Source organism: Faecalispora anaeroviscerum (genome assembly GCF_947568225.1).
In the GTDB taxonomy this organism is placed as follows: Bacteria; Bacillota; Clostridia; order Oscillospirales; family Acutalibacteraceae; genus Faecalispora; species Faecalispora anaeroviscerum.
In genome coordinates this window covers 1,393,536-1,417,847 of record NZ_CANOOQ010000001.1, presented here as the reverse complement: position 1 = coordinate 1,417,847, position 24,312 = coordinate 1,393,536, and the positions used below count along the sequence as shown (strand labels likewise).

27 protein-coding genes are annotated in these 24,312 nt (G+C 48.1%); 24 read left to right on the top strand and 3 right to left on the bottom strand.

The window, feature by feature from the left end; translation table 11 throughout:
• The 6 genes from QOS46_RS07040 to QOS46_RS07015 all read left to right on the top strand — a co-directional run bounded on the left by QOS46_RS07040 (nt 1) and on the right by QOS46_RS07015 (nt 4,724).
• Entirely contained in the window at nt 1–873 is an 873-nt protein-coding gene (locus QOS46_RS07040) for a secretion protein F (RefSeq protein ID WP_283608475.1), read from the top strand.
• A 34-nt stretch (nt 874–907) separates the two neighbouring features.
• Nucleotides 908–1,306: a DUF4320 family protein gene (locus QOS46_RS07035; protein ID WP_283608473.1), complete on the top strand. Its 399-nt coding sequence runs from the start codon at nt 908–910 to the stop codon at nt 1,304–1,306.
• Nucleotides 1,306–1,848: a hypothetical protein gene (locus QOS46_RS07030; RefSeq protein WP_408611447.1), complete on the top strand. Its 543-nt coding sequence runs from the start codon at nt 1,306–1,308 to the stop codon at nt 1,846–1,848. The genes QOS46_RS07035 and QOS46_RS07030 overlap by 1 nt, the downstream gene beginning before the upstream one ends.
• Before the next feature lie 96 nt (nt 1,849–1,944).
• Complete coding sequence (locus tag QOS46_RS07025) at nt 1,945–2,487, top strand: DUF6550 family protein (protein ID WP_283608471.1); 543 nt, start codon at nt 1,945–1,947, stop codon at nt 2,485–2,487.
• Nucleotides 2,488–2,558: 71 nt separating this feature from the next.
• Nucleotides 2,559–4,289: a hypothetical protein gene (locus tag QOS46_RS07020; protein ID WP_283608469.1), complete on the top strand. Its 1,731-nt coding sequence runs from the start codon at nt 2,559–2,561 to the stop codon at nt 4,287–4,289.
• A 93-nt stretch (nt 4,290–4,382) separates the two neighbouring features.
• On the top strand, nt 4,383–4,724 hold the full coding sequence (locus QOS46_RS07015; RefSeq protein ID WP_283608467.1) for a DUF3852 domain-containing protein: 342 nt from the start codon (nt 4,383–4,385) through the stop codon (nt 4,722–4,724).
• A 50-nt stretch (nt 4,725–4,774) separates the two neighbouring features.
• Here QOS46_RS07015 and QOS46_RS07010 read toward each other — a convergent pair whose 3' ends face one another.
• Entirely contained in the window at nt 4,775–5,767 is a 993-nt protein-coding gene (locus QOS46_RS07010) for a hypothetical protein (RefSeq protein ID WP_283608465.1), read from the bottom strand.
• A gap of 123 nt (nt 5,768–5,890) precedes the next feature.
• Between QOS46_RS07010 and QOS46_RS07005 the strand changes: the two genes are divergently transcribed.
• The 18 genes from QOS46_RS07005 to QOS46_RS06920 all read left to right on the top strand — a co-directional run bounded on the left by QOS46_RS07005 (nt 5,891) and on the right by QOS46_RS06920 (nt 23,284).
• Entirely contained in the window at nt 5,891–6,751 is an 861-nt protein-coding gene (locus QOS46_RS07005; protein ID WP_283608463.1) for a conjugal transfer protein TrbL family protein, read from the top strand.
• Nucleotides 6,748–7,317: a DUF7768 domain-containing protein gene (locus QOS46_RS07000; RefSeq protein ID WP_283608461.1), complete on the top strand. Its 570-nt coding sequence runs from the start codon at nt 6,748–6,750 to the stop codon at nt 7,315–7,317. The genes QOS46_RS07005 and QOS46_RS07000 overlap by 4 nt, the downstream gene beginning before the upstream one ends.
• Nucleotides 7,314–9,020: a DNA cytosine methyltransferase gene (locus tag QOS46_RS06995; RefSeq protein WP_283608458.1), complete on the top strand. Its 1,707-nt coding sequence runs from the start codon at nt 7,314–7,316 to the stop codon at nt 9,018–9,020. Before QOS46_RS07000 ends, QOS46_RS06995 begins: the two co-directional genes overlap by 4 nt.
• Nucleotides 9,021–9,284, top strand: coding sequence for a hypothetical protein (locus QOS46_RS06990; RefSeq protein WP_283608455.1), 264 nt, complete (start codon nt 9,021–9,023; stop codon nt 9,282–9,284).
• A complete protein-coding gene (locus QOS46_RS06985; RefSeq protein WP_283610794.1) occupies nt 9,284–9,874 on the top strand; it encodes a hypothetical protein in 591 nt (196 codons plus the stop codon). Before QOS46_RS06990 ends, QOS46_RS06985 begins: the two co-directional genes overlap by 1 nt.
• The gene (locus tag QOS46_RS06980; RefSeq protein WP_283608453.1) at nt 9,867–11,699 is read left to right on the top strand and encodes a VirB4 family type IV secretion system protein; all 1,833 of its coding nucleotides are present in this window, start codon (nt 9,867–9,869) and stop codon (nt 11,697–11,699) included. The genes QOS46_RS06985 and QOS46_RS06980 overlap by 8 nt, the downstream gene beginning before the upstream one ends.
• A 32-nt stretch (nt 11,700–11,731) precedes the next feature.
• Nucleotides 11,732–12,760 carry an amidoligase family protein gene (locus QOS46_RS06975; protein ID WP_283608450.1) on the top strand — a complete coding sequence of 343 codons (1,029 nt, stop codon included), beginning with the start codon at nt 11,732–11,734 and terminating at the stop codon, nt 12,758–12,760.
• Nucleotides 12,761–12,794: 34 nt separating this feature from the next.
• The gene (locus QOS46_RS06970; protein WP_283608449.1) at nt 12,795–13,298 is read left to right on the top strand and encodes a gamma-glutamylcyclotransferase family protein; all 504 of its coding nucleotides are present in this window, start codon (nt 12,795–12,797) and stop codon (nt 13,296–13,298) included.
• A gap of 4 nt (nt 13,299–13,302) precedes the next feature.
• Nucleotides 13,303–14,340: a M23 family metallopeptidase gene (locus QOS46_RS06965; RefSeq protein WP_283608447.1), complete on the top strand. Its 1,038-nt coding sequence runs from the start codon at nt 13,303–13,305 to the stop codon at nt 14,338–14,340.
• Between the two features lie 14 nt (nt 14,341–14,354).
• The gene (locus tag QOS46_RS06960) at nt 14,355–14,750 is read left to right on the top strand and encodes a DUF6329 domain-containing protein (RefSeq protein WP_283608445.1); all 396 of its coding nucleotides are present in this window, start codon (nt 14,355–14,357) and stop codon (nt 14,748–14,750) included.
• A 31-nt stretch (nt 14,751–14,781) separates the two neighbouring features.
• Complete coding sequence (locus QOS46_RS06955; protein WP_283608444.1) at nt 14,782–15,036, top strand: DUF6103 family protein; 255 nt, start codon at nt 14,782–14,784, stop codon at nt 15,034–15,036.
• 393 nt (nt 15,037–15,429) lie between these two features.
• Nucleotides 15,430–15,843, top strand: a complete 414-nt coding sequence (locus tag QOS46_RS06950) for a hypothetical protein (protein WP_283608442.1) — start codon at nt 15,430–15,432, stop codon at nt 15,841–15,843.
• Between the two features lie 82 nt (nt 15,844–15,925).
• On the top strand, nt 15,926–16,213 hold the full coding sequence (locus tag QOS46_RS06945; RefSeq protein ID WP_283608440.1) for a hypothetical protein: 288 nt from the start codon (nt 15,926–15,928) through the stop codon (nt 16,211–16,213).
• Between the two features lie 170 nt (nt 16,214–16,383).
• Nucleotides 16,384–17,316, top strand: coding sequence for a hypothetical protein (locus QOS46_RS06940; protein WP_283608438.1), 933 nt, complete (start codon nt 16,384–16,386; stop codon nt 17,314–17,316).
• 79 nt (nt 17,317–17,395) lie between these two features.
• Nucleotides 17,396–20,212: a MobP3 family relaxase gene (gene mobP3, locus QOS46_RS06935; RefSeq protein ID WP_283608436.1), complete on the top strand. Its 2,817-nt coding sequence runs from the start codon at nt 17,396–17,398 to the stop codon at nt 20,210–20,212.
• A 14-nt stretch (nt 20,213–20,226) separates the two neighbouring features.
• Nucleotides 20,227–21,186, top strand: coding sequence for a DUF3991 and toprim domain-containing protein (locus QOS46_RS06930; protein WP_283608434.1), 960 nt, complete (start codon nt 20,227–20,229; stop codon nt 21,184–21,186).
• A 17-nt stretch (nt 21,187–21,203) separates the two neighbouring features.
• On the top strand, nt 21,204–23,015 hold the full coding sequence (locus QOS46_RS06925; RefSeq protein ID WP_283608432.1) for a VirD4-like conjugal transfer protein, CD1115 family: 1,812 nt from the start codon (nt 21,204–21,206) through the stop codon (nt 23,013–23,015).
• Between the two features lie 11 nt (nt 23,016–23,026).
• Nucleotides 23,027–23,284 carry a helix-turn-helix domain-containing protein gene (locus QOS46_RS06920; protein ID WP_283608431.1) on the top strand — a complete coding sequence of 86 codons (258 nt, stop codon included), beginning with the start codon at nt 23,027–23,029 and terminating at the stop codon, nt 23,282–23,284.
• 169 nt (nt 23,285–23,453) lie between these two features.
• Here the strand turns inward: QOS46_RS06920 and QOS46_RS06915 are convergent, their stop codons facing one another.
• The gene (locus tag QOS46_RS06915; RefSeq protein WP_283608429.1) at nt 23,454–23,777 is read right to left on the bottom strand and encodes a helix-turn-helix domain-containing protein; all 324 of its coding nucleotides are present in this window, start codon (nt 23,775–23,777) and stop codon (nt 23,454–23,456) included.
• 222 nt (nt 23,778–23,999) lie between these two features.
• Nucleotides 24,000–24,287 (bottom strand): TIGR04076 family protein, encoded by a 288-nt coding sequence (locus tag QOS46_RS06910; RefSeq protein ID WP_283608427.1) that lies wholly within the window; start codon nt 24,285–24,287, stop codon nt 24,000–24,002.
• Between the last annotated feature and the right edge of the window lie 25 nt (nt 24,288–24,312).

The window sequence follows — 24,312 nt, the reverse complement described above, 5'->3', positions numbered from 1 at the left end:
ATGAAGATGTTGCTGTTTCTATTTGCGGTCCTGCTTGCGGCGGGACTATTTTTTATTCTCGCCGGTGTGCTGAAGCTCCCGACCATGGGCGCGGCAAAAGCCATGTTAAGCACTGGGAAAAAGGGTAAAAAGGCCGCCAAAAGCATAGAGGCGTATCTGATGACCGGTGCTGTCAGACTCTCGAAAATCATTCGGATGAATGAATACAGAAAGAGCCGCATGGCAAATATCCTTAAGGCGGCAGGTATTGGCATGACGCCGGAGATCTACACCGCTTACGCCATTGTGAAGGCCGGGGCAATCCTCTTCGGCGTGATTCCCTGTCTGTTATTGTTCCCGCTGCTCTCTCCGGTGTTGGTGTTCCTTTCGATTCTGGTCTATTTTAAGGAAATCCGGAAAGCAGACGAGCAGCTTAAGGCAAAGCGTGAACAGATCGAAAGCGAGTTGCCACGGTTCGTGGCGACCATCGAGCAGGAACTGAAGAGCAGCCGCGACGTGCTGTCCATTCTGGAACATTTCAAAAAGAATGCCGGTTCTGCTTTCGCAAAGGAACTGGATATTGTGACCGCCGACATGCGCTCGTCAAGTTATGAGGCGGCGTTGACCCGGTTTGAGGCAAGGCTCAACTCGTCCCAACTCTCCGATGTGGTGCGAGGGCTGATCGGTGTGCTCCGCGGCGATGACGGCGCGATTTATTTTCAGATGCTGGCGCACGATTTCAAAGCACTGGAACTGCAGAGGCTCAAAGGCGAGGCACTGAAGATACCTCCGAAAATCCGTGTATTTTCCTTTATTATGCTGATGTGTTTCCTGTTTACCTATCTGGTTGTCATCGCCCTTGAAATCATGAAGTCCCTCGGCGGAATGTTTTAGCGATTAAATAAGGCGAGAGGAGTGAAACAATGCTTTGCTAAAAAAGATATTAAAATCAAAACGCGGTGAGGGATATATTGATGTGGCGGTGCTGGTACTCTGCTCTATGTTGGTGATCGCCCTCGCCGTCAAGGTGTTTCCCGTGTATATCGCCAAAAACCAGCTGGACACCTTTGCCACCGAGCTGTGCAGGGAAGCTGAAATCTCCGGCCGGGTTGGCAGCGAAACCACCCAAAGGGCGCAGGTACTGAAAGAACAAACAGGGCTGAATCCCGCCATCACGTGGTCAAAGACCGGTAAAATCCAGCTCGATCACGAATTCACGGTGACGGTATCCATACAGGAGAACATTGGCCTTTTCGGAGGCTTTGGAAGTTTCCCCATTACACTGAAATCTAAGGCCACAGGCAAGAGTGAGGTGTACTGGAAATAATGAAACTATATGATATCATAAGGAATAAAAGAGGGACGTCGTTTCCTCTGATTGTGGCTGTCGCCCTCGTTCTTGTCATCCTCCTGTGCGGGATCTCAGAATACATGCGTCTGATGATTATTGCGTCGGGTGTTCGGGACGCAGTGCAGTCCGCTGTCATTTCGACGGTAAACGACAACTATGACAATGTCTATCACAGTGTCCGAGAGGGTTACTCCGGCGGTTACAAACCGAGCGGCTTTTCATGGGCGAACAGTATCAATTACGGTGATGTTTACGGGAGGCTTGACAAGGCCCTCGGCCTGCGTTCTGAAAACGGGTATCATTTGAAGTATGCCGGAAAAGCTGTGGAATTCAAGCTCTCAAACCTGTCTGTGAATATCCGAAACGCGCCGTTGGCACCATCCAATTCCCGCGGCGCACAGAGCTTTCTTGCCGACGTTTCAATCCTGCTGGAGGTTCCGGTAACCTTTGGAGGCAAGTCCCTGCCGCCCATGCGTGTTAATCTCAAGGTGCAGGCAAAATATATGCCTTTGTTTTAAAAATCTTCGCAATTTCAATAGACTTTTGAAAGCTCTTGTGATATGGTGTGGCTTGTAAGAAAATGTCAGAAACGAATATATAGGAGGTCGAACCTTATGAAAAATTTATCTGATAAAAACAAGAGAGGGTTAATAGTCGCCGGACTCAGCGTCGTATGTGTGGCCCTCGTTATAGCGATATCTTATCAATTTAAAACAGAAAAGCCAAAGGACGTTACGGCGGCTCCGTCGTCTGTGGTTTCAAGTGAAGTAAGTCCGAACCCTGATTCCAGCAAACCGGCAGAAAAAACAGATGTGGTCATTCAGTCCAATGAACCGGTCACAGCATCCTCTAAAGTTTCGGGTTCCGGAGTCTCCAGCGGGACCAAGCAGACCATCCAGGCTGATGTGGCAAAACCCGAAGCCCCCAAAGAAGCTCCCAAACCGCAGGGTGAAACCAATAATTCCAGCAAAATCCCCACATACAAATCAGGGGATACCAAAGTCAGCAAGCCGTCTGAACACAAGGGCGGGGGGAAAAATGATAAAGGACAGGTATGGTTTCCCGGTTTCGGATGGGTGGATGATGGCGGTGCAAACCAAGGCGCTAAAGCGGGCTCGGATGGAGATGTTAATAAACAGGTAGGGCGGATGGATTAGCCTTTTTTATCAGAATATTACCAAAAAGCGCAGCAGAAATGCTGTGCTTTTTACTATTCAGGAGGTGTTGTATGAAACGACGAATACTCAGTGCCTTTTTAACGCTGTCTGTTTTGCTGACGTTGTTGTTTCCGCTTACCGCCTTTGCGGATGGCGATGGAAACATTGACCATGGAGGCGGCAGTATGGGTGACGGAACCGGAGAAAATTATTGGAATACGGGTGATGAGGGAGTCCGTGTAACGGTAGTCAGGGCAAGCGATCACGCGGTGGTTTCCACTCCCTTGGATTTTACAAACAAGACACCGGACAGCACAATAGCTCATTTTGGAAAAGTCAGCAAAATACAGTATAACTGCGGCACTGGTTTATCACCAAAGATGAATGGTTATACCTATCACAATCCCAATAGAACGATTCCAAAGATTATCAGCTCCGACAGCGGACAGTTAAATATTGAAGTCATAAAGAAATATTTCTGTTCCGAATACATGATCATGACCATCGCCGGGCTTACCGGATTTAATTACAGCACACTTATAAATGGGGATTACAAAATTCTGCTGGAACCCATCGCCTATATGACATTTAATGGTGTCAGGATTGCCATGACAGCAACGGAAGCGGCGCTTTACGATCAGCAATTGGACGGTGGTCTGCGCAGAAAAATGGTGTCCCTTTCGCATAAGAATCTGCCGCTGGCCATGTTTTTGGAAACGCCGGATCTTGGCTATCCGGCATGGTCAGGTTCTACGACATCCGCCGCATCCAACTCGGATATCATCTCTTCCCTCGGCCTTGGCATTGTACGATTCAGTGAAGCAGAGCCGCCAAATACCAGCACCCATAACTACACATACCGTGTTAATACGGAAGTAATTACGTCGGTTACGGTCAGCGGCGGACAGTCCGATCCCAATCATCCGGTGACTGTCAAGTTCAGCATTGGCGGCAAAACCTATACGGTCGGCAATGTTTACTATCCGGACGGCGATTCCCAGCTTGCATGGGTTCGATGGACAACACCGGCCGCTCCTCAGACAATGACAATTCATGTATCCGTAACGGGCGGCGGCAGGGCAAGCGAGGGGTCGATTGCAGCCAATATTGTGGATCTGTCCGGCAAAGATCCGCCGAACCCCGTTGCCGATGACCGAAACGATTCCTATTCCCGCACAAATGTTCCGGGCTATTCTCAGGTGACCTCAGTTTCATGGGGCGTATGGCGCCCAAAATGGCATGAAAACTGGGTCTGGCACAGCAACTGGAAATGGCACAGTGATGGAAAAGGCGGCGGACATTGGAAGGATGAGGGCGATTGGGTCGATAAGGGCTGGTGGGATTTTAGTCGAAATTCATACTCAGCAAGCCTTTCTGCTTCCATGAAAATTACGCCCGACGCTAAAGTACCGACCGCTTCCGGAAAAAGTATGAAGTCAGGTTATGGCATCAATCAAACGACCACCGCCAACGTCAGCACCAATCAATCTTCGGCAGTGACCGGAACACAGACCGCTGTCACCTATTTTCCAGAATTTCAGTATCAAACCTACTGGAGGTTGCTGGACAGAACCGGCAGTGGGTATAACGCAAGGTTTGAGTTTGCGAAGAACAGGTATTCAACTTATAACCGGCGCACCCATTTCACGCCGATATGGATGCCGGACGGGAGCTACACACCGTACACTTATTTGATTGATTGCTGGACGCCGACCGGGATGCTCAGTATGAACCTTTCCGACTCGATAACCATCAGCGGAAATTTGTGGTCGGATTGGCACATTGCACCGGTCAATCCCTGAAAATATCATCAGAAAAAGACAGGATCGCAAGGCTCTGTGAAGCCCTGCGGTCTTTTCTTTTTCATCAATAAAATATGAAAGGTGGAAGATTGTATGAAAAAAAGTAAAAAGTTTTTTGTTATCTTTTGTGCCGTCATGCTCATGGTTTCCATGTGCTGCGTGACCGCTTATGCCGCAGACAGCGGCAATGTGGCGGGGGCGGTTGAGGGAACCTGGAAAACAGCTTCTCAACAAATCAAAACCGTCGTCAATAACGTCGTATTTCCCGCCATTGACCTGATCCTCGCTGTGTTTTTCTTTGCCAAACTCGGAACCGCTTATTTCGACTATAGAAAACATGGCCAATTTGAATGGGCCGCGCCGGCCATCCTTTTCGTCTGCCTTGTGTTTACTTTGACAGCCCCATTGTATATTTGGTCTGTGGTTGGTATGTAGCAAAAAAGCAACCGGGCAAACAACGATGTTGCTTGTCCGGTTAAGCTACATTAATCGAAAAAACTCAAATTAGGATACTTTCTAACAAAATGACCATCTTTCAATTGACTTTTATCAAGACTTCCGATTTCATTATCAAATAGCGATTCTCTCATTTGGCTTAACATTTCAATGATTTTTTTATTTTCTTTATCATACTCACTATCACCAAGGTACTTCTCAACTATGAATCTTATTTTTTCTTTTGGTCGATTTGAGTAATAAGTAATTAAAAAATCAATAAGTTCTAACTGCACTTCAATAGAATCATATCCTAAATCATAATAGGATTTTTCTTCCGCAACGGTGTCATAATCTTCGCCTTCGACCGTAACAACACCTTCGTAAATCTTAGTAAACACAAATAGTGAGAAAAATAATGTCAAAACTTGAAAATTGTTTTTTTGATATGTATAAAACCTATCATCGAAGTAACAAAGTAAGGCACCAAATGAACAGTGGGTGTACTGACATAAAAATTGATAAAAATTACTGTAGTAATCAGTTTCTTTTCCCATTTTAAAACCTGCTGGCATTGGTATTTTACCTGTGGAATTTCCTTGCTCATCAACAACATTAAAGCCTTGTAAAGAAAAGTAATTAAAGGTGACAGATAACGGGTTTAGTATAAATTTATTAACAACAGTTTCTCTTTCATTTTCAATGTCAATATGCTCACGAACATACCGGTTCATAATGTGGTTTTCAAATATGCTACGGATTAACATAAAACTATCTTCATTAAAAAAATATGTACCATCATTTAGTAAAGACTTTAAAGCAATTAAAGTTTTGGTGCTTTTAACAAATGCAAAATAATCATAATCATATCCTAATTTTTTGCTAAATTTTTCGTCTTTTTGAACAGTGCCAGTTCCATTGAATTCCATTAAGATATCTGCTAATCCATCAGGTACACAATAGCAATCGCAAAAATGTCTGGATTTTAAAATAAATCTATTCAACATTTTATGTGAACATTGAATTAGTTCTTGCTCGGTCAAGACATTCACCTCATTACAATTTAATTTATTGAAAAAATGGTTTCTGTTTTACCAGAGCCTTTTTTATTTTATCATGCACAAGGATATTTAACAATTACTAAGTGAAAGGAGTTGTTACTTTACATGTTTATTTGGGATTTTGTCGCAGACAAGGTTCTTGGCCAGATCATGGACTGGATTTACGCACAGCTTGTCGGTTTCCTCGGCCAGTTTTTCGCTATGATGGGCAACATGGGGGCCGAGCTTTTCAATATGAGTTGGGTACAGGCCATTGTACTGTTCTTTTCCTATCTCGCGTGGGCACTTTATGGGACAGGGCTGGTGGTAGCCGTTTTTGAGTGCGGAATTGAATACCAAAGCGGTCGGGGCAGCATTAAGGACACCGCCTTAAACGCCATTAAGGGATTTATGGCTGTGAATTTGTTTAACATTGTACCAGTGGAACTGTATAAGCTGGCTGTTTCTCTACAGGGCAGCTTCTCGTCCGGAATCACCGGAATGATTGGTACAAGCGGAGGCATCAGCACCATGTCCGCCTCCGCACTGACCAATCTCGGCGGGCTTGGGCTCAACCCAATCATGGGTATCTTTATTGTAATTCTCATGGGCTACGCGATTATCAAGGTGTTCTTTGCCAACTTGAAAAGAGGTGGCATTCTACTCATTCAGATTGCTGTAGGCAGCTTATACATGTTCAGCGTACCTCGCGGTTACATTGACGGTTTCGTAAGCTGGTGCAAGCAGGTCATCGGGCTGTGCCTGACTGCTTTTTTACAGGCGACCATCCTCGTCGCGGGGCTCATGGTGTTTAACAGCAACATGCTCCTCGGCCTCGGTCTTATGCTGGCAAGTTCGGAAATACCAAGGATTGCCGGACAGTTCGGACTGGACACCTCGACCAAGGCAAACCTCATGAGTACCCTCTACGCGGCGCAGTCTGCCGTCAATATTACAAGGACGGTTGTCCAGGCAGTGGCGAAATGACAGACAAAAAGCTGGTATATATTGCCTCGCCTTACGCCGGAGATGTTGATAACAACGCTGAAATGGCGAAGAAATACTGCCGCTACGCGATGGAACGCGGATATGTTCCGATTGCCCCGCATCTGCTCTATCCGGCTTTTCTGGACGATTCCAATCCTGCCGAAAGAACTGCGGGCATTCAGATGGGGCTCCATATCCTTGCCGCGTGCGAAGAATTATGGATCTGTGGAAGCCAGATATCCAAGGGGATGGAAATGGAGATTGCCGAAGCCAAAAGGCTTGGAATCCCAATAAAATACGTTAATCAATCTGAAATGATGGGAGTGAAAAATATGAAGAAATATGGAATATGGGCGAAAAGAAGCGCCGCATCCGTCTGCGGCGCGGCGGAAGCCTGGCTAAAATCGGACGGGAAACCTATGACCTTTGACACCTATGAAGAAGCGGCGGAAAAAGTCGATTCACTTATGAAGGATATCGGAACGGCAAATGTTTCGTATTTTCCCATGGAGATGGAACAGGAACTGGAGAAAGTTCTGTCTTCCGGAATGAGCATGAAGCTATGAACGCGACGCTGACTCTTGGCAGCCTGTTCGACGGAATCGGCGGTTTCCCTCTTGCCGCCGTGCGCAACGGCATCGTGCCAATATGGGCGAGCGAGATTGAGCCGTTTCCCATTGAGGCAACAAAACTCCGCTTTCCGCAAATGCTCCCTATGGGCGATATTACAAAGCTGAAAGGCGCAGAGCTGCCGCCTGTGGACATCATTACAGGCGGCTCACCGTGCCAGGATCTGTCCCTGGCTGGAAAGCGGAAAGGTCTTACGGGCGAACGTTCCGGCCTGTTCATGGAACAAATTCGAATTGTAAAGGAGATGCGAGCTGAAGATGTTCGAAACGGAAGAACAGATGAGTTTATTCGGCCCCGATACATGCTATGGGAAAATGTCCCCGGCGCTTTTAGCTCCTGCGACGGAGATGATTTCCGAACCGTACTCGAGGAAACCTGCCGAATTGCAGACGACTCCGTATCTGTACCTCGACCTCCGGGAAGGGTATGGCTCTCTGCTGGGACCGTCATGGGAGATCAATTCTCCGTTGCTTGGCGCGTACTGGACGCTCAATACTGGCATCTCGCCCAACGACGCAAGAGAATTTTTCTTGTCGCAGATTTTGGAGGCCGCACCGCACCCAAAATACTATTTGAGCAGGACAGCCTGTTTGGGAATCCTGCGCCGTGCGAAGAAGCGGGGCAAGGAACTGCCGCCGATCCTCAGGCAGGCGCTGGAGAAGCAGGCGGGTGTCTGAATCCATGGGATACCCAGCAAGGGAGAATCTTTCCAAAGAACAGCGTTTCACCCACACTGGCGGGAGCGGATGGTGGCGGTGGACGAAACCCGGCAGGTCTGCTGTTTACGGCGTCTTTCTCAGCGGGACAGGGAGCAAAAGCCGGAGGTATCGGTTATCAGAAGGAATGCGCTCCTACCTTAAAAGGTTCGGAAAGCGGCTCAAACAGTGTACCGAGCGTTCTCTGCCTGAACGACCAGGGTGGAAGTCAAATGGACTGCAGCGAAAATGTGGCTGGAACCCTCCGGGCGCAGGAGCACGGTCATCAGCCTATGGTGTATGAAAATCACGGTATAGATGCCCGGTATACCGGGCCGTACGATAAATCGCCAACCGTAACGGCCAGATTCGGTACAGGCGGCAACAATGTTCCGCTGACGATTACACCGCAGGAAACCTATTGCATTGCCGGGAACATTATCGACAGAAAAGAAAAGAACGGCGGTAACGGTTTGGGATGTCAGCAAAATATCAGCTACACCCTTACTCGAACCGACGTGCATTGTGTATTTTCCCAGCAGCGCAGCGACGAATACGTCTCCAACGATGTGGTCAGCACACAAAGCGCACGGCAGTATAAGGACGCCACCGACCTTATTTGTGATACGGAAGTCGCTGGGCTGGACTGCCGGAGCGGAACGGAAAACGGCGACCTCTGCGGAACGTTACAGGCCCACTCAGGCGGGGGATATTCCCTTAATACCCTGCACCCTGTGCGGATCGGCAAGTTCGTCCGGCGGCTGACGCCATTGGAATGTGAGCGCCTGATGGGCTTTCCGGATCACTGGACAGACATCGAAAAAGCATCGGACAGTGCCCGTTACAAGGCGCTTGGAAACAGTGTTGCGATACCGTGCGTGGAATTTGTTCTGCACGGTATCGCATATTTTTTGCAAAAATCCATGGAAGGAAGGGATGACTGAATGTACATTTATCCTGACAATTTAAAATCCAAAGCAACGCTGTGGCTGTGGCAGCTACGTGACATTGGAATCATCGGTATTGGATGTCTTATCTCTGTTTTTGCGCTGGCACAGCTCCGCTTCCTGCTGCCGATTGTGGTGACCGCCCTTTACGGTTTCCTCACTATCCGGTTTGAGGACACCTCAATTCTTGATTTTATTAAATACGCCTGCGCCTTTTTTATCGCCAGACAACAACTCTATGAGTGGAGGTACACGGAATGATGAGCAGAAAAGAAAAAAAGGTTGCCCGGCAGAAGCAGTCGACCCGCCAGCTTATCGGCGCGAGAACCGTCACCGACTACAGTCTTTTGACCTACAGCCACGGCGAGCTGGTGTATTTTATTATAAAGCCGTCGAACATTTCCGTACTGTCAGAGACCAGCATCTCCGCACGGATTTACGCGCTCATGACTGTTCTGAAAGGCATGGCTGAGATCGAAATGTGTTGTTTGAATTCCCGCGAAAACTTCGAGGACAACAAGCGGTTCCTGCGGCAGCGGATGGAGAAGGAGGAGAACCCCACCGTCTGCAAGTTGCTGGAAGCAGACCTGACCCATCTTGATCGCGTACAGGTGCAGATGGCGACCGCAAGAGAATTTCTTATCATTATCCGGCTGCGCAATGAAAAGCAGAGTGAAGTGTTCCCATATCTGAATCGTATTGAGAAAACCCTGCGGGAACAGGATTTCTCTGTCAAGCGTGCTGATACAGAGGATATCAAGCGTATCCTCGCCGTGTATTTTGAGCAGAACGTGACCACTGAAAAGTTCGAGAATTTTGACGGAGAAAGATGGGTGATTCTAAATGAATAAAGACAGGAAAGAAAGAACAGTTCAGCAGTCGGACGATGTTCACATTCAGGAGTTTCTGGATATGATAGCCCCTTCAATCATCAAATTCAACACCGACCACTTTATCTGCGGCAACACATTCAGGTGCGTTTGGGCACTTAGGGAATATCCGACAGCCACCGATGAGCAGGCCATTCTGCGGCATTTGGGGGAAAAAGACGGGATTACCCTGCGCATCTACACCCGACATGTCACGCCGGTGGAAGAAAAGAAAATCATATCCAACGCGGCTAATAAAAACCGCATGAATCGAAGTAACACCAACGATCTCCAGCAGACCGTCACCGCCGAAAGCAACCTGCAGGATGTGGCGACCATCGTGACGCAGATGCACCGGAACAAGGAACCGCTGCTCCACACTGCCGTATATATTGAGTTATCGGCGCACGACCCTGACCAACTCAAGCTGCTACAGACCGAGGTGCTGACCGAACTGATCCGATCAAAGCTCAATGTTGACCGTCTCATGCTCCGCCAGCAGCAGGGCTTTATCTGCGTGATGCCTTCCGGTTGGAACGTGTTCGGCGATCAGTTTGAACGGGTGCTGCCAGCATCCTCGGTCGCAAACCTGTACCCATTTAATTATTCCGGTAAGACAGACGCCAACGGTTTCTATCTTGGCCGTGACAAATTTGGCAGCAATATCCTCGTGGATTTTAATAAACGTGCCGACGATAAGACCAACGCCAACATCCTGATCCTCGGCAATTCCGGACAGGGCAAGTCATATTTATTAAAGCTCATCCTCTGCAATATGTGCGAGTCTGGCATGCATGTGCTGGCGTTAGACCCTGAAATGGAGTACGAGGATCTGACCAATAACCTCGGCGGATGCTTCATCGACCTGATGAGCGGCGAGTATATCATCAATGTTCTGGAGCCGAAAACATGGGATGAAACCGGTGACCCAAAGGATACGGAAGCACCTCAGGCATTTCGTCAAGCCTCAAAACTCAGCCAGCATATCAGTTTTCTCAAGGACTTTTTCAGAACCTACAAGGACTTCAATGACCGCCAGATCGACACCATCGAAATTATGCTCGGCAAGCTCTACGACAAATGGGGCATCACCGATCAAAGTGATTTTAATCAACTAAAATCAACGGATTACCCGATTCTGTCAGATCTGTACGAGCTTATTGAGGCTGAATACAAAGCTTTCGATGAAAGCAAACGCCAACTATATACCGCGGACACGCTGCGGGAAATCTGCCTTGGACTCCACTCCCTGTGCAAGGGCGCGGAGTCCGAATTTTTTGACGGACACACCAACATCACCAGCAGCAGCTTTGTAACCTTTGGTGTGAAGGGCCTGCTACAGGCAAGCAAAAATATCCGCAACGCCTTGCTATTTAATGTCCTTTCGTATATGAGCAACGAGCTTCTGACTACCGGAAACACAGTCGCCAGCATTGACGAGTTTTACCTGTTCCTTACCAATCTCACCGCAGTGGAGTACATCCGCAACTTCATGAAGCGTGTTCGTAAAAAGGATAGCGCCGTGATTCTCGCCAGTCAAAACCTCGAAGATTTCAATATCGATGGCATCCGGGAGTATACCAAGCCCCTGTTCTCTATCCCGACGCATCAGTTTTTGTTCAACGCGGGGGCGATTGATGCTAAATTTTACATCGATACCCTCCAGCTCGAACAGAGCGAATATAATCTCATCCGTTACCCGCAACGCGGCGTATGCCTGTACAAATGCGGCAACGAACGGTACAACCTCATGGTTCAGGCCCCAGAGCACAAGGCAAAGCTGTTCGGAAAGGCTGGCGGCCGATGACAAAATAACTGCCGGATTGGAGGTGCAGTCAAATGGATCTAAGAGATCAGCGCTTTGGTATTGAAGTCGAGCTGACAGGGCTGTCACGCCAGCGGGCCGCGCAGGTTTTATCGGAGCATTTCGGCACACGGTTGTCTCATGACGGCGGTGTTTATGACGCCTATTCCGTGCTGGACAGCCAAAGCCGCACGTGGAAAATCGTAAGCGACGCCAGTATTCATGAGGAATGCAAGCAAGGCAGAGCCGATTCCAATTACCGTGTTGAGATGGTCAGCCCCATCTGTAAATATGGGGACATCGCAACCATACAGGAAATCGTGCGCAAGCTTCGCGCCGCGGGAGCCGTCGCAAATTCAAGTTGCGGGATACACGTTCATGTGGATGCTTCGCCCCACAATGCCAATACCCTGCGCAACATCACCAACATTATGGCGAGCAAGGAGGATCTGATTTACAAAGCGCTACAGGTCAGCGTTTCCCGCGAACACAGCTACTGCAAAAAGGTGGATGAGCGTTTTCTGGAGGAACTCAACCGCAAAAAGCCGAAAAATCTGGCTGACGTTAGCCGCATCTGGTATAACGGCGAGGACAGGAGCTACCACCATTACGATGACAGCCGATACCACTGCCTAAATCTTCACAGCGTGTTTTCCAAAGGCACGATAGAATTTCGCCTGTTCAATTCCACTACTCATGCCGGAAAAATCAAGGCGTACATCCAGCTCAGCCTCGCCATCAGCCATCAGGCGCTTTCCCAGCGTTGCGCCAGCCGTACCAGAACCCAAAGCACAAATGAAAAATACACCTTCCGCACTTGGCTGCTACGGCTGGGTCTCATCGGCGACGAATTCAAAACAGCACGGCTTCATCTGCTGGAAAATCTGGACGGCTGCATCGCGTGGAAAGACCCTGCGCAGGCTGAACAGCAGAAAGAGCTTCTGCGTCAGAAAAAAGAGAAGGAGCAGGAACAGGCAGCCGCCCCAGCACCGGCTGAACAAAATCAGGAGGACACCGAACAGACCGAGGACGAAGAAAGCCCCGGCTTTTTTATGTCCATGTAAAACTCATTGTCTATTGTAGGAGGACTGATTAAAAATGAAAAGCAAGATTTTGTATATCGCCTACGGCAGCAATCTCAATCTGCCGCAGATGGCGTTCCGATGCCCGACCGCCAAAATAGTCGGGGTGAGTGAAATCAAAGATTATGAGCTTCTGTTCCGCGGCGGCGGCCGTGGCTCGGTGGCGACGGTGGAGCCGCTCAAGGGGAGCAATGTTCCCATACTTCTGTGGGCGTTAAAGGATAAAGACCTGCAGTCTCTTGACCGCTATGAGGGATATCTCCATTTTTATCGCAAGGGAATCCTTGACGTGGAGTTGGGAGGAAGGAATGTTCCAGCCATGGTTTATGTCATGAATGACGGTCATCAATTTGGTTCTCCATCAGATTATTACCTGAACACTATCATGGAGGGATACAAAAGCGTGGGCTTTGACACCGATTTTTTAGAACAAGCTGTGGAGAAATCCGTCCGACTGGCGCAGGAGCAGCAGGCGGCCGAACCGGAACAGGGTAGTTTGTTCGGCCCAAAATGGTGGTGATCACATGGCTGATCCCGCAACGATAGCCCTCGCGGTCAAAGCGGCGGTGGCCGTCGCCACCGACAAACGAACGTGTAAAGCCATCGGCGTTATCATTGCCGCCGCCTTTACACCGCTGATTCTTTGCATCGTGGTCATCATAAGTATGCTCTCGGGTGCGGCCGACAACAACAATGCCGCCGTGGATCTGTGCTTCAAGGGTGGCGCAATCTCATCCCAGGTTCCAGCCGACTATGCGACCCACATTCAAAACATACAAAACTGTTTTTCAAAATTGGATACAGCCATAAAAGACATCTCTGCGGAGATTGAGGACGGCAGCATTGACAGCGTTAGGGTAAAGGCAATTTTTTATTCTCTGTATTTCGGCGCTGACAGTCTGAATCTGAGTGCGGAGGATTACCGGAATTTTGTCGGCTACTTTGTCACCCACAAACAAGAAACGAACACAAAATCCGGGACGACCAAGACCGTAGCGGTTCCGGTTATCGATCTTGAAACCATTTACGCGAGCATTGAAAAGAAGATTGGGAAAGCCGTCACGCAGGAGGAAAGGCAAAACGCCGCTGACATTTACAAGCATATCACGGCATCGCAGGATAGTGAGGTCTCCGTCAACGGTGGAATGACATCCCCGGTGGGCAGCGGTTTCATCAGCCCAATTGGTTCTAATTGGCGCAATCTTGTCACATCGGATTATGGCGGACGTACCGATCCAATTCGCGGTGACGAAGCGTTCCACACGGGGCTTGACCTTGGTGTACCAATCGGCACTGCGGTTCACGCCGCGATAAACGGTACCGTCAAATATGTGCGTTACGACACGGGCGGATACGGACATCATGTTGTCATCGACCGGGGCGACGGGCTCTGCACACTTTACGGACACTGTTCGCAGATTGTGGTGACCGCCGGGCAAAGTGTGAAGCAGGGCGACCTCATCGCTTACTCTGGCTCCACTGGCAGAAGTACCGGACCACATCTGCATTTTGAAGTGGACATCAACGGCAAAAGCCAGAATCCTAGAAACTATTTACCGTAAAGGAAGGCAAAAAGATGTTAAAGACCAAAGCGATCTTTGAAAAAAAGACGGATGATTTTAATCCAAGGGAGTGTGTAATTGAGAAAATAATTGACCTGTCCACGCAGAAATACGACGCGTTTTCTAAAAACATGCTAGCTGATTATGACTTTATCAGGGACAATATCGACCTGATGTTCTGTGATGAGCAGGGTGCGTATCACTGCCTGCTTGTCACCAGCAAGGACAGGCCGGACGGAATTTTACTCGAATCTGAGGGATATTCCTATGGACGGTACTCGGGGTTTCTTCCCAACGCCGCCGATTTTTTGGCTGCGCATCCGGAGCAGGCGCAGCAGCTAAGTCTGTCTCAAAAGGAGAACGCGGCTCTCGCCGAAGAAAAAAGTCAGTGCATGAGTATGGGCATGTAACCCAAATATTATATTAAAAAGGAGAAAGGTCATGAAAAAAGCAACCATTCAAATCAGCTTCGATGCGGAAAAACTCGGAGCCATCAAGCAATATATGGGTAAAAAGGATACCGAACTGCAGGCCGAACTGGGCGATGTCATGCAGAAGCTCTATGAAAAGCACGTTCCCGCACCCGTCCGCGAGTATATTGAGAACCGGGAATTGGAAGGAACTGAGAAACCAAAAGGATCGGCTCATCCCGCCGCTTTCCCAACAGGCAATCATGGCGGCGGCAGTCCGATGTAAACAAGCGCACCGTGGGCATAAATTTGGCGGCTGTGTTGCCCCGTGTACCGCTTTGACAGGCGGGGTGGCATCCGTATACCTATAAACGGGTTTCCACCCGTGTTGAGGCTTTGTAAAAGAGTTGGACAGAGAGGCCGGATCGCCTTGTTTTGGCTTCATTTCCGAGGCAAAATCAGGGTCGAAAATGGTGCTGGTTAAAGGCTTTATGCTGCTTTCGCAGCCTAAAGCCGGAAAACACCGACCGGCAAAGCCGTTCGGGAATTGCGAAGTGACATAACTTTCTAACCAGTGACCAAAATTGTTATGCTGGATTTGAAAAATGACAAGCTGCTCCGGGCATTCAGGGCGCTTTCTTTGCATACCGACCTTATCGTCAAAGGAAAAGGAGGCATTATGGCAAACGAACCGGAAAAAGTACGCACCGGCTTTTATATCGACAAGGAAGTGCTGGATCGGTGCAACGAGCTACTGCCTATGGCAAACGTAAAATCCAGAAATGAGTTTGTCACCGAGGCGCTCAAATTTTACTGCGGCTACCTGACTTCTCAGAAAGCCGAAAATTATCTGCTGCAAACCTTGTCTTCCGTGCTCACCGGCACCGTCCATGACAGTGAAAACCGGATTGCCCGGATGGATTTCAAAATAGCCGTGGAACTTTCCAAGCTGGCTCATGTGATCGCCTACTCGCACAACATTGACGAAACGACTCTGCACAAGCTCCACCTGAAATGTCTGGACGAAGTGAAGCGGATAAACGGCGCGGTGGATTTTGAAAGTGCGTATAAATATCAGAAAAGGGAAATCTAAAAAAAAGATTGATTTAGTGCTTTTGGGTATGGACTTCATACTGGATATTGTTTATGTTGTAATCAAAAAGAGGTGTTCTGATATGGACAAGGAAGAAATTTTTGAAATGGCAATCCGTGAGCTGACGGAAAATGCTCTGGCACAGAGAAAAGAAAATCTCTGCGAGGATGAGCAGCAGCTTTACGATGAGGTTCGGTTATTGAGTACGCAAGCCAGCGATGTTGTAAAGGATCTGCCGCAGGAGCAGCAGAAAATCCTCACCGATTACTTTGAGAAGACTAATCTGATTGCAGACCATGAGTGTGCATTTCTCTATGTGCAAGGTGCAAAGGATTGTGTAGAACTGCTAAAAAAACTCGGCGCTCTGTAAGCGGGAAAGCTGTCGCGGACGGTGAAGCCTCTGCTGCGGCAGAGGCTTTTTACGTTTAAATCTCGATTTGTGTTATTCTGTTTTAAGTAGTATATTTATTTATATTGAGATAACATAACAATATGTTTTAGAGTGGATCATAAACTGGAATTTAGAGAGGAATGACATACATGGATATGAGCAGAGATTTTTTAACATCTATTGAAATAAGAAGTTTGATGTTAGATACTCTTGCATATGAAGATACTGACCTTGATAGTGAAGGTAAGAATTTCAAAAAATATGGATACCAAGGTGGGCAAAGTGATTTATATCGTCTGTTAGAGAACTTAGCGATTAAACGAAAGTTAATACCTTCTGACATTAAAGTCTACGACGCTGCATGGGGAGGAAGTGGACTTTTACTTCATTCGGGATACAACACGAACTTTTCTCCTAAAGAGTTATTGAAAATACATGAGCAGTTTCATTATTTGCTAAACCAAGGAATCATTTCTCCTGGGGGGTATGGAAATTGTGGTTATAATCTTCCATATTTTCATGTAACAGAGTACGGTATGGAGTGCTTGAAACAGAAAGAAATTTTGCCACATGACGAGGATGGATATTTGCATAAAATAGCAAGTATTCCTAACATTGATGAATGGATAGAGTTTTATATTAAAGAAGCTCTTCGGTGCTTTAATGCTAACTGTTTAGAAGCATCTATCATTATGTTAGGGCTAGCAAATGAAACGATAATCAACAAACTTATAGAAGCTTTATCTGCCTTTTTGGATTCTAATAATTATATCGAGATAAAAAACAACATGGAAAGACAACTTAATGGTATTTGGATGGCATCAAAAAAATATGATATATACCAAGACTATTTGGCCCAAACAAAGAAAAAGCACGATGATCAAGCATTTAAAAAACTATTTGGAAAATTGGATTCATTATCTTCAAAAGTTTATGCGAATTTTACTCGCATAACTCGAAATGATCTCTCTCATCCGTCACAAGTTAAAATGGAGAGAATTGAAGTCTTAATGATTTTTATTTCTTTTATTAAATATTGTGAAACACAATATGACTTTATAAATTATTTTACAACTCATTAAGTTTTCTAAGATTTATTACATTAAGAGTGACTAACCAGTCGCTCTTTTCTTTTACCCTAAAACCAGAAAGGAGTCTACCATGCCCAAGATCATTTTTACCTCTCGCTACATGCGGGATGCCCCGCCGGAGCAGCTACAGAACTATGTAAAATACATCGGTACCCGTGAAGGCGTAGAAAAAATTGACGAGAGCAAAGCACAGCTTCCGGCGACGGTAAATCAGCAAAAGCTGATCGGTCAGCTTCTCCGGGACATTCTTTCCTCACAAGACATGCTGGAGTACAGTGATTATCTTTTGTGCCCCACAAGGGGAAATGCATCCGAGTTTATTTCCTGCGCCTTGGAGCAAAACCTCGATCTTGTCGGCAAGCGGGAAAACTATGTGGATTACATTGCAAACCGTCCACGCGTAGAACGGATCGGTGAGCATGGCCTATTCACTGATGCCGGAACTCCGGTGATTCTGTCGCAGGTGCAGGGTGATGTGGTCGATCACAAAGGGCCGATTTGGACACATGTGATTTCTCTCCGACGCGAGGATGCGGCGCGGCTCGGATATGACAGCGGCAAGCAGTGGCGGGATCTGATCCGCAGCAAGAGAGCCATGTTTTGCAAGTACATGAAGATCGACAGCGAAAACCTCCGCTGGTACTGCGCTTTTCATAATGAAAGTCATCATCCGCATGTTCACCTTATGGTCTACTCCGCGAAGGACAACGACGGATTTCTTACCGAGCCTGCCATTGAAGCCATGCGTTCCGAGCTGGCGCACGATATCTTTCGTCAGGACTTCGCTCAAATTTATGATCAGCAGAATCAGGCGCGAAGCGACCTCAAGCAAGGCACTGCGGATTTGATGGAAGAACTGCTGCGGCAGATATCCTCCGGCATCTGTGAAAACAAGACCATCGAAGAAAAAATCCTGCTGCTTTCCCAGCGTCTCCAAAACACAGGAGGGAAAAAAGTTTACGGTTACCTCAAGGCTGATGTAAAGGCCATCGTCGATCAGATTGTCGATGAGCTGGTCAAAGATGAGCGCGTCGCAAAGCTATATGTCGCATGGGGAGATTGGCAGAATGAAATTCTCAAGACATATACTAATCAGTTTCCTCCGCAGCCGCCTCTCTCTCAGCAGAAACAATTTAAGAGCATCAAAAATATGGTGATCGCCGAAGCGTTAAAGCTTGACGGTCACCATTTTACATTTGAGGACGAATCCATGTCGGAGCCGATAACGCCACCGGAAGCCATACCCGATACTTTCGAGCTGCATGATGACGTACCCGATGAACCTTCAGAGATCGTGTTCCGTGCCGAATGGAGCGACCAGTACAAGCTGGCCCGTGCGTATCTCTACGGCAGTGATACGGTGGAACAGGATTTCAATGAAGCGTTTCAATTATTTCTGCTGGAAGCGGAATCCGGCAATGCCCTTGCCATGCATGATCTCGGTAGAATGTTTGCGGACGGCCTTGGCGGAGAGGTTGATCCGGTGGTTTCCCATGAGTGGTATGAAAGGGCGCTCTCCGCTTTCCTTGATGTGGAAGCAGAAAAGCATAAGCCCTATTTACAATACCGCATAGGCAAGATGTACGCTGCCGGATTGGGTACTCCACAGGATTATGGGCAGGCCGCTTCTTGGTTTCAGGAAGCGGTTAATAAAAACCACAAGTATGCTCAGTATTCTCTTGCCGGTCTGTATTATCGCGGTCAGGGTGTTGCGCAGGATTATGAAACGGCTTTCGAGTTATACCGACGATCTGCTGACCAAGACAATCCCTATGCGGATTATGAGCTTGCGAAAATGTTCCGGGACGGAATCGGAACACAAAAGAATACGGACAAATCCGGTGAACACTTCAAACGTGCCTTCACCGGATTTTCTTCTTTAGAGGCTGAAAGCCATGATGATAAGCTCCAATACCGTCTCGGCCAGATGCTTTATACCGGAACCGGGACAAGGCAGGATATTCCCGCAGCCATGATCTATTTTGAGAAGGCTGCCAAGGTTGGAAATGTGAACGCGCAATACATGCTCGGAAAGCTGTGGCTGGAAACCGGCACCGGCGATACAGAGCAGGCAGTCGAATGGCTGACCAAGGCAGCCGATGGTGGAAATGCGGCGGCGCAGTATGCGCTTGCCAAGTTTTATCGTGACGGCACCCATATGCAAAAAGATATTCAAAAAGCAGTGGAGCTGTTCACATTATCCGCAGAACAGAAAAACGAGTATGCGGCCTATCAGCTTGGCAGGCTCTATCTTTCTGGTGAAGATATTCCAAAAGATGCGGCGGCGGCGGTCAGATGGCTTACTTTTTCCTCCGGCCTTGGCGATCAGTACGCTCAATACACATTGGCGAAGCTGTATCTCGTCGGAGAGGATGTCCTCAAAGACATTTCAAACGCAATCCGGCTGTTCACTCTATCCGCAAAACAAAAAAATGAGTACGCTGCCTATCAGCTCGGCAAGTTCTACCTCTCCGGTGAAGATGTTCCGAAAGATGTAGAAGCCGCTGTCCGCTGGCTGACCACATCCGCTGAACAGGGAAATCAGTATGCCCAATATGCTCTCGGCGAGTTGTATTTCTATGACGGTGATGCTCCCCGCGATAAGGAGAAAAGCCTGTACTGGCTTTCCCTTTCCGCACAGCAGGGAAACGTTTACGCGCAGTTCCTAATCGACCGTATCAACGAGTACCGTAATCCGTCCGTAATGCTGGCAGCGACGAGACTAATGCACCGGCTGGAAAATCTGTTCCGTGAGAATTATCACAAGACAACGGGCGGCGCTGCCTTCCGCATCGACCGGAAACGTCTGCGCAGGCTACGGGAGAAAAAACAGGCGCAAGGCCATGCCCGTGACGATTACGAGCAGCAACATCAAATTACTTTATGATTGGAGGTTTTGCCATGTCAGGCTATGTGCATTTTACAGAAGAAGAAAAGCAAAGGGCCAATTCCGTGGATCTGGTTGACTTTCTGCAGCGGCAGGGAGAGCGCCTCCTGCCCTCCGGCCGGGATAAACGACTGGTGTCGGATCACAGCATCACAATCCGGGGCAGCCAATGGTTCGACCATTCCTCCGAGGAAGGCAGCCATGCCATTGATCTGGTGCAGAGGCTCTATCATCTGTCCTTCCCGGAAGCGGTTACTCTGCTTCTCGGCGGCGAACAGAGAATCGAATACCAGCAGAGTGATGGGGATAAAGAACCGGAGCCGAAAAAGCCTTTCGAGCTGCCTCCGGCCAATTCCGATATGCGCCATGTGTTTGCCTATCTCATCAAACAGCGGTTTATTAACCGCAATGTGGTGACTTGTTTTGCCAAAGCGAAGCTGCTCTATGAGGACAAGGAATATCACAACGCTGTGTTTGTCGGCTGCGATGCGGATGGAATCCCGCGTCATGCCCATAAGCGGGGAACTTACACCGGAGGCAAAAGCTACAAAGGAAATGTGGAAGGCTGCGATCCCCGGTTCAGCTTTCATTACACAGGAACCGACAGTAAAATCTTTGTGTTTGAAGCGCCCATTGACATGCTGTCTTTTATTACGCTTCACCTGAAGAACTGGAAGCAGCACAGCTACGTGTCTCTCTGCGGTGTTGCGGAACACGCGCTGCTTCAGCAGCTGCGGGAGAACCCCTGCATTCAGGAAGTGTATCTTTGCTTGGATCATGATGAGGCGGGTATCAAGGCAACGGAAAGACTCAGAGGGATTTCACAGGAACACGGATATTCCAATGTGTCCGTACTGAAATCACAATATAAAGACTGGAACGAGGATCTCAAGGCACAGCACGGGATGGAAGCTATTCCTGCAGAAGAACCAGAGGCTGAAGAACAACACTGCAACATGAAAATAATGATGTAAAAACGGGGGTGGAAATAATGCAAGCGTCTCAAATCATTACATTACTTGTAGTTGGGATTGGTATGTTCGCCGTGATCGGGTTTATCTCCCTTCTGGCGCACTACTATACCCTCAATGGAATCAAATCCAAAACAGTCGGCGACGGTCAGCACGGCACGGCGCGTTTCGCTACGGAAAAGGAAATTCGGCAGACGTATACCCATGTTCCCTACGAGCCGAAGAAATGGAGACAACATATCGCTGCACCTGATTCGCCTGTGGCGCAGCTTCCTCAGGGACTGATTGTCGGCTACAAAAAAAGCGGCGGCTCCATTACGGCGCTGGTGGATATCGGCGACATCCACTGCCTGATGATCGGAGCCGCCGGTGTTGGCAAGACCGCAAATTTTCTTTATCCAAACATCGAATACGCCTGCGTATCCGGAATGAGTTTCCTCTGCACCGATACCAAGGGCGACCTGTTCCGAAATTACGCAGGCATCGCAAAAGACTGCTACGGTTACAACATTTCCGTGCTGGATCTCAGAAATCCGACACGTTCGGACGGCGACAACATCCTGCATCTGGTCAACAAATATATGGATGCCTACAAACAGAATCCGGAGAATCTCTCCTTCAAGTCCAAAGCTGAAAAATACGCTAAGATTACCGCTAAGACTATTATCACCAGCAGCGGCGAGGACTCGGCAAACTACGGACAGAACGCTTTCTTTTACGATGCCGCCGAGGGCCTGCTGACCTCGGTTATTCTGTTGATTGCTGAATATTGTGCTCCAGAAAAGAGGCACATCATTTCGGTGTTTAAAATGATACAGGATCTGCTGGCCCCCTCGCCGGTGAAGAATAAAAGCCTGTTTCAACTGCTGATGGATAAACTGCCGTCCGACCACAAGGCGAAATGGTTCGCGGGGGCAGCGCTCAATACGGCAGATCAGGCGATGGCTTCTGTGCTTTCGACCGCTATGTCCCGCCTCAATGCCTTTCTGGATTCGGAGATGGAGCAGATTCTGTGTTTTGACAGCACGTTGGATACGGAAACTTTTTGCCGGGAGAAGTCGGCGATCTTTATTGTACTCCCGGAGGAAGATAACACGAAATATTTTATGGTGTCATTGTTTTTACAACAACTCTACCGAGAAATGCTGACCATCGCCGATGACCATGGCGGCAAGCTGCCGAACCGCGTTATGATTTTTGCGGATGAGATCGGCACCATCCCGAAAATCCAGTCGCTGGAGATGATGTTCTCCGCAGGCCGTTCCAGACGAATTTCAATGGTACCAATCATTCAGTCCTTCGCGCAGCTTGAAAAAAACTATGGCAGAGAGGGTTCTGCTATCATTTCTGATAACTGTCAGGATATTCTGTTCGGCGGTTTCGCGCCTAGTTCCGAAAGCGCCGAGATACTCTCCAAAGCGCTCGGCAACCGGACAGTCATGTCCGGCTCCATAAGCCGGGGAAAGAACGATCCGAGCCAGAGTCTGCAGATGATCCAACGTCCGCTGATGACGCCTGACGAGCTGAAAACACTCCCCAAGGGAAACTTTATTCTTGCTAAGACCGGCTACTGCCCCATGCGCACCAAGCTGCCGCTGTTTCTCAAATGGGGCATTACCTTTGATAAGACATATGAAGTGGAAGAACGGGCGGCCCGTAAGGTGGCTTATGCTGACCGTTTCGAGCTGGAGCAGGAAATCCTGCGGCAGAACTGTGCCTATGAGGATGACTATGACGAATTCCCCGAACCGCCTGATGCTGCAGACGGCGGAATTGTCCAAACACCTGCACCGGAACCAGCAGAGCATATGCCTACGCTGCGAACGGATTAGGAGGTGGCGCTGTGGGTTATTTTACATCCATCTACGCGGAAGATCTGCCGCACCGGGCCAAGGCGGTCTACATGTATCTTCGTGATCGTGCCGACAGGGACGGGAGATGCTACCCGGCCATAGGCACCATTGCCAAAGAGCTAAAGCTCTCCCGCAGCACAGTCAAACGCGCCATCGCCGACCTTGAAAAGACCGGCCATCTTTCCAAGGAACAGCGGTGGCGCGAAAACGGCGGCAGGAGCAGCCTGCTTTATACACTGAAGCTGTGAAAAACCATGCCAGTCCGCCAAGGGACAAATGCGTCTTCTTGGTGGGCTATGGCATAGTTCATCATGAGCCATGCAGGGAAGGACTCACTCTAACAGAGCTTTAACATCAGAGAAAGAACAATTCCTCTGTAAAAACAAAGAACCATCTTCCGAAGAAGATGGCGCCCTGTTATCTGGAATCCAGCAACGCCCGGATGGTTGCAGCGGCTACCTTGGTTTCCCTTTCATCACACAACTGAATCATGTGGATGAGGTGTTCTTTTTTCTTGTCTGTATGTTGAATTTCAGGATAAAAGATCGTATCCGCAGATATTCTCAGGGCGCGGATGAGTTTAAACAGCACCTTCATGCTTGGCTGTTTGTTTTGATTTTCGATGGCCATGATGTACCGTGTCGTTACCCCGGTCTGTTTTGCAAGACTTTCTTGTGTCAATTCGGCAGCCTGCCGAACACCTTTTATCGTCTGACCGAATGTGTCCAGTAGTTCATTCACGGTCCGTTTACCTCCTATCAAATTCTGCAGTAAATAACGCAAACTGTTTGATAAAGTCGGTTGATTTATGAAACGCAAAACGCAGTTAATCCTGCTTTCAACTGACTTTAAACAGTTCAAAAGATAAGTCCTGCCGGATGCTTTTACACGCTCTCTTAGTGTAATACTCATTCCTATTTCGATAATATTGTTTTGCGGAACAAGCAGTAATAGGCAAATATCCTATCTGCTTTTTGGTTTGTCATTTGAAATCACATCAATTTCAAACACATTTATAACGTCTGCATCAGGACAGCAGAAAATGATTTTTCCATAATCCTTGCTAGCTGGTACATTCCCGCCATAGCGCAATATATCTACATATGGGAACGCAGTGTGCATGGCCATTGGACATAATCTCCCTCTGTCTGTATCAAAATCAAATTCATCACCGATACTGTGTCCGTAATGGCACTTGTGCTTACCTTTCTGATCAATTAACTTTAAGATAATTCTTGGATGTTCTGGCATGGTATTTTCCTCCTATTGTGATTAT

Coding starts and splice junctions, on each gene's coding strand:
- QOS46_RS07040 (WP_283608475.1), top strand. CDS start 1: ATGAAGATGTTGCTGTTTCTATTTGCGGTCCTGCTTGCGGCGGGACTA.
- QOS46_RS07030 (WP_408611447.1), top strand. CDS start 1,306: ATGAAACTATATGATATCATAAGGAATAAAAGAGGGACGTCGTTTCCT.
- QOS46_RS07025 (WP_283608471.1), top strand. CDS start 1,945: ATGAAAAATTTATCTGATAAAAACAAGAGAGGGTTAATAGTCGCCGGA.
- QOS46_RS07020 (WP_283608469.1), top strand. CDS start 2,559: ATGAAACGACGAATACTCAGTGCCTTTTTAACGCTGTCTGTTTTGCTG.
- QOS46_RS07015 (WP_283608467.1), top strand. CDS start 4,383: ATGAAAAAAAGTAAAAAGTTTTTTGTTATCTTTTGTGCCGTCATGCTC.
- QOS46_RS07005 (WP_283608463.1), top strand. CDS start 5,891: ATGTTTATTTGGGATTTTGTCGCAGACAAGGTTCTTGGCCAGATCATG.
- QOS46_RS07000 (WP_283608461.1), top strand. CDS start 6,748: ATGACAGACAAAAAGCTGGTATATATTGCCTCGCCTTACGCCGGAGAT.
- QOS46_RS06995 (WP_283608458.1), top strand. CDS start 7,314: ATGAACGCGACGCTGACTCTTGGCAGCCTGTTCGACGGAATCGGCGGT.
- QOS46_RS06990 (WP_283608455.1), top strand. CDS start 9,021: ATGTACATTTATCCTGACAATTTAAAATCCAAAGCAACGCTGTGGCTG.
- QOS46_RS06985 (WP_283610794.1), top strand. CDS start 9,284: ATGAGCAGAAAAGAAAAAAAGGTTGCCCGGCAGAAGCAGTCGACCCGC.
- QOS46_RS06980 (WP_283608453.1), top strand. CDS start 9,867: ATGAATAAAGACAGGAAAGAAAGAACAGTTCAGCAGTCGGACGATGTT.
- QOS46_RS06975 (WP_283608450.1), top strand. CDS start 11,732: ATGGATCTAAGAGATCAGCGCTTTGGTATTGAAGTCGAGCTGACAGGG.
- QOS46_RS06970 (WP_283608449.1), top strand. CDS start 12,795: ATGAAAAGCAAGATTTTGTATATCGCCTACGGCAGCAATCTCAATCTG.
- QOS46_RS06965 (WP_283608447.1), top strand. CDS start 13,303: ATGGCTGATCCCGCAACGATAGCCCTCGCGGTCAAAGCGGCGGTGGCC.
- QOS46_RS06960 (WP_283608445.1), top strand. CDS start 14,355: ATGTTAAAGACCAAAGCGATCTTTGAAAAAAAGACGGATGATTTTAAT.
- QOS46_RS06955 (WP_283608444.1), top strand. CDS start 14,782: ATGAAAAAAGCAACCATTCAAATCAGCTTCGATGCGGAAAAACTCGGA.
- QOS46_RS06950 (WP_283608442.1), top strand. CDS start 15,430: ATGGCAAACGAACCGGAAAAAGTACGCACCGGCTTTTATATCGACAAG.
- QOS46_RS06945 (WP_283608440.1), top strand. CDS start 15,926: ATGGACAAGGAAGAAATTTTTGAAATGGCAATCCGTGAGCTGACGGAA.
- QOS46_RS06940 (WP_283608438.1), top strand. CDS start 16,384: ATGGATATGAGCAGAGATTTTTTAACATCTATTGAAATAAGAAGTTTG.
- mobP3 (WP_283608436.1), top strand. CDS start 17,396: ATGCCCAAGATCATTTTTACCTCTCGCTACATGCGGGATGCCCCGCCG.
- QOS46_RS06930 (WP_283608434.1), top strand. CDS start 20,227: ATGTCAGGCTATGTGCATTTTACAGAAGAAGAAAAGCAAAGGGCCAAT.
- QOS46_RS06925 (WP_283608432.1), top strand. CDS start 21,204: ATGCAAGCGTCTCAAATCATTACATTACTTGTAGTTGGGATTGGTATG.
- QOS46_RS06910 (WP_283608427.1), bottom strand. CDS start 24,287: ATGCCAGAACATCCAAGAATTATCTTAAAGTTAATTGATCAGAAAGGT.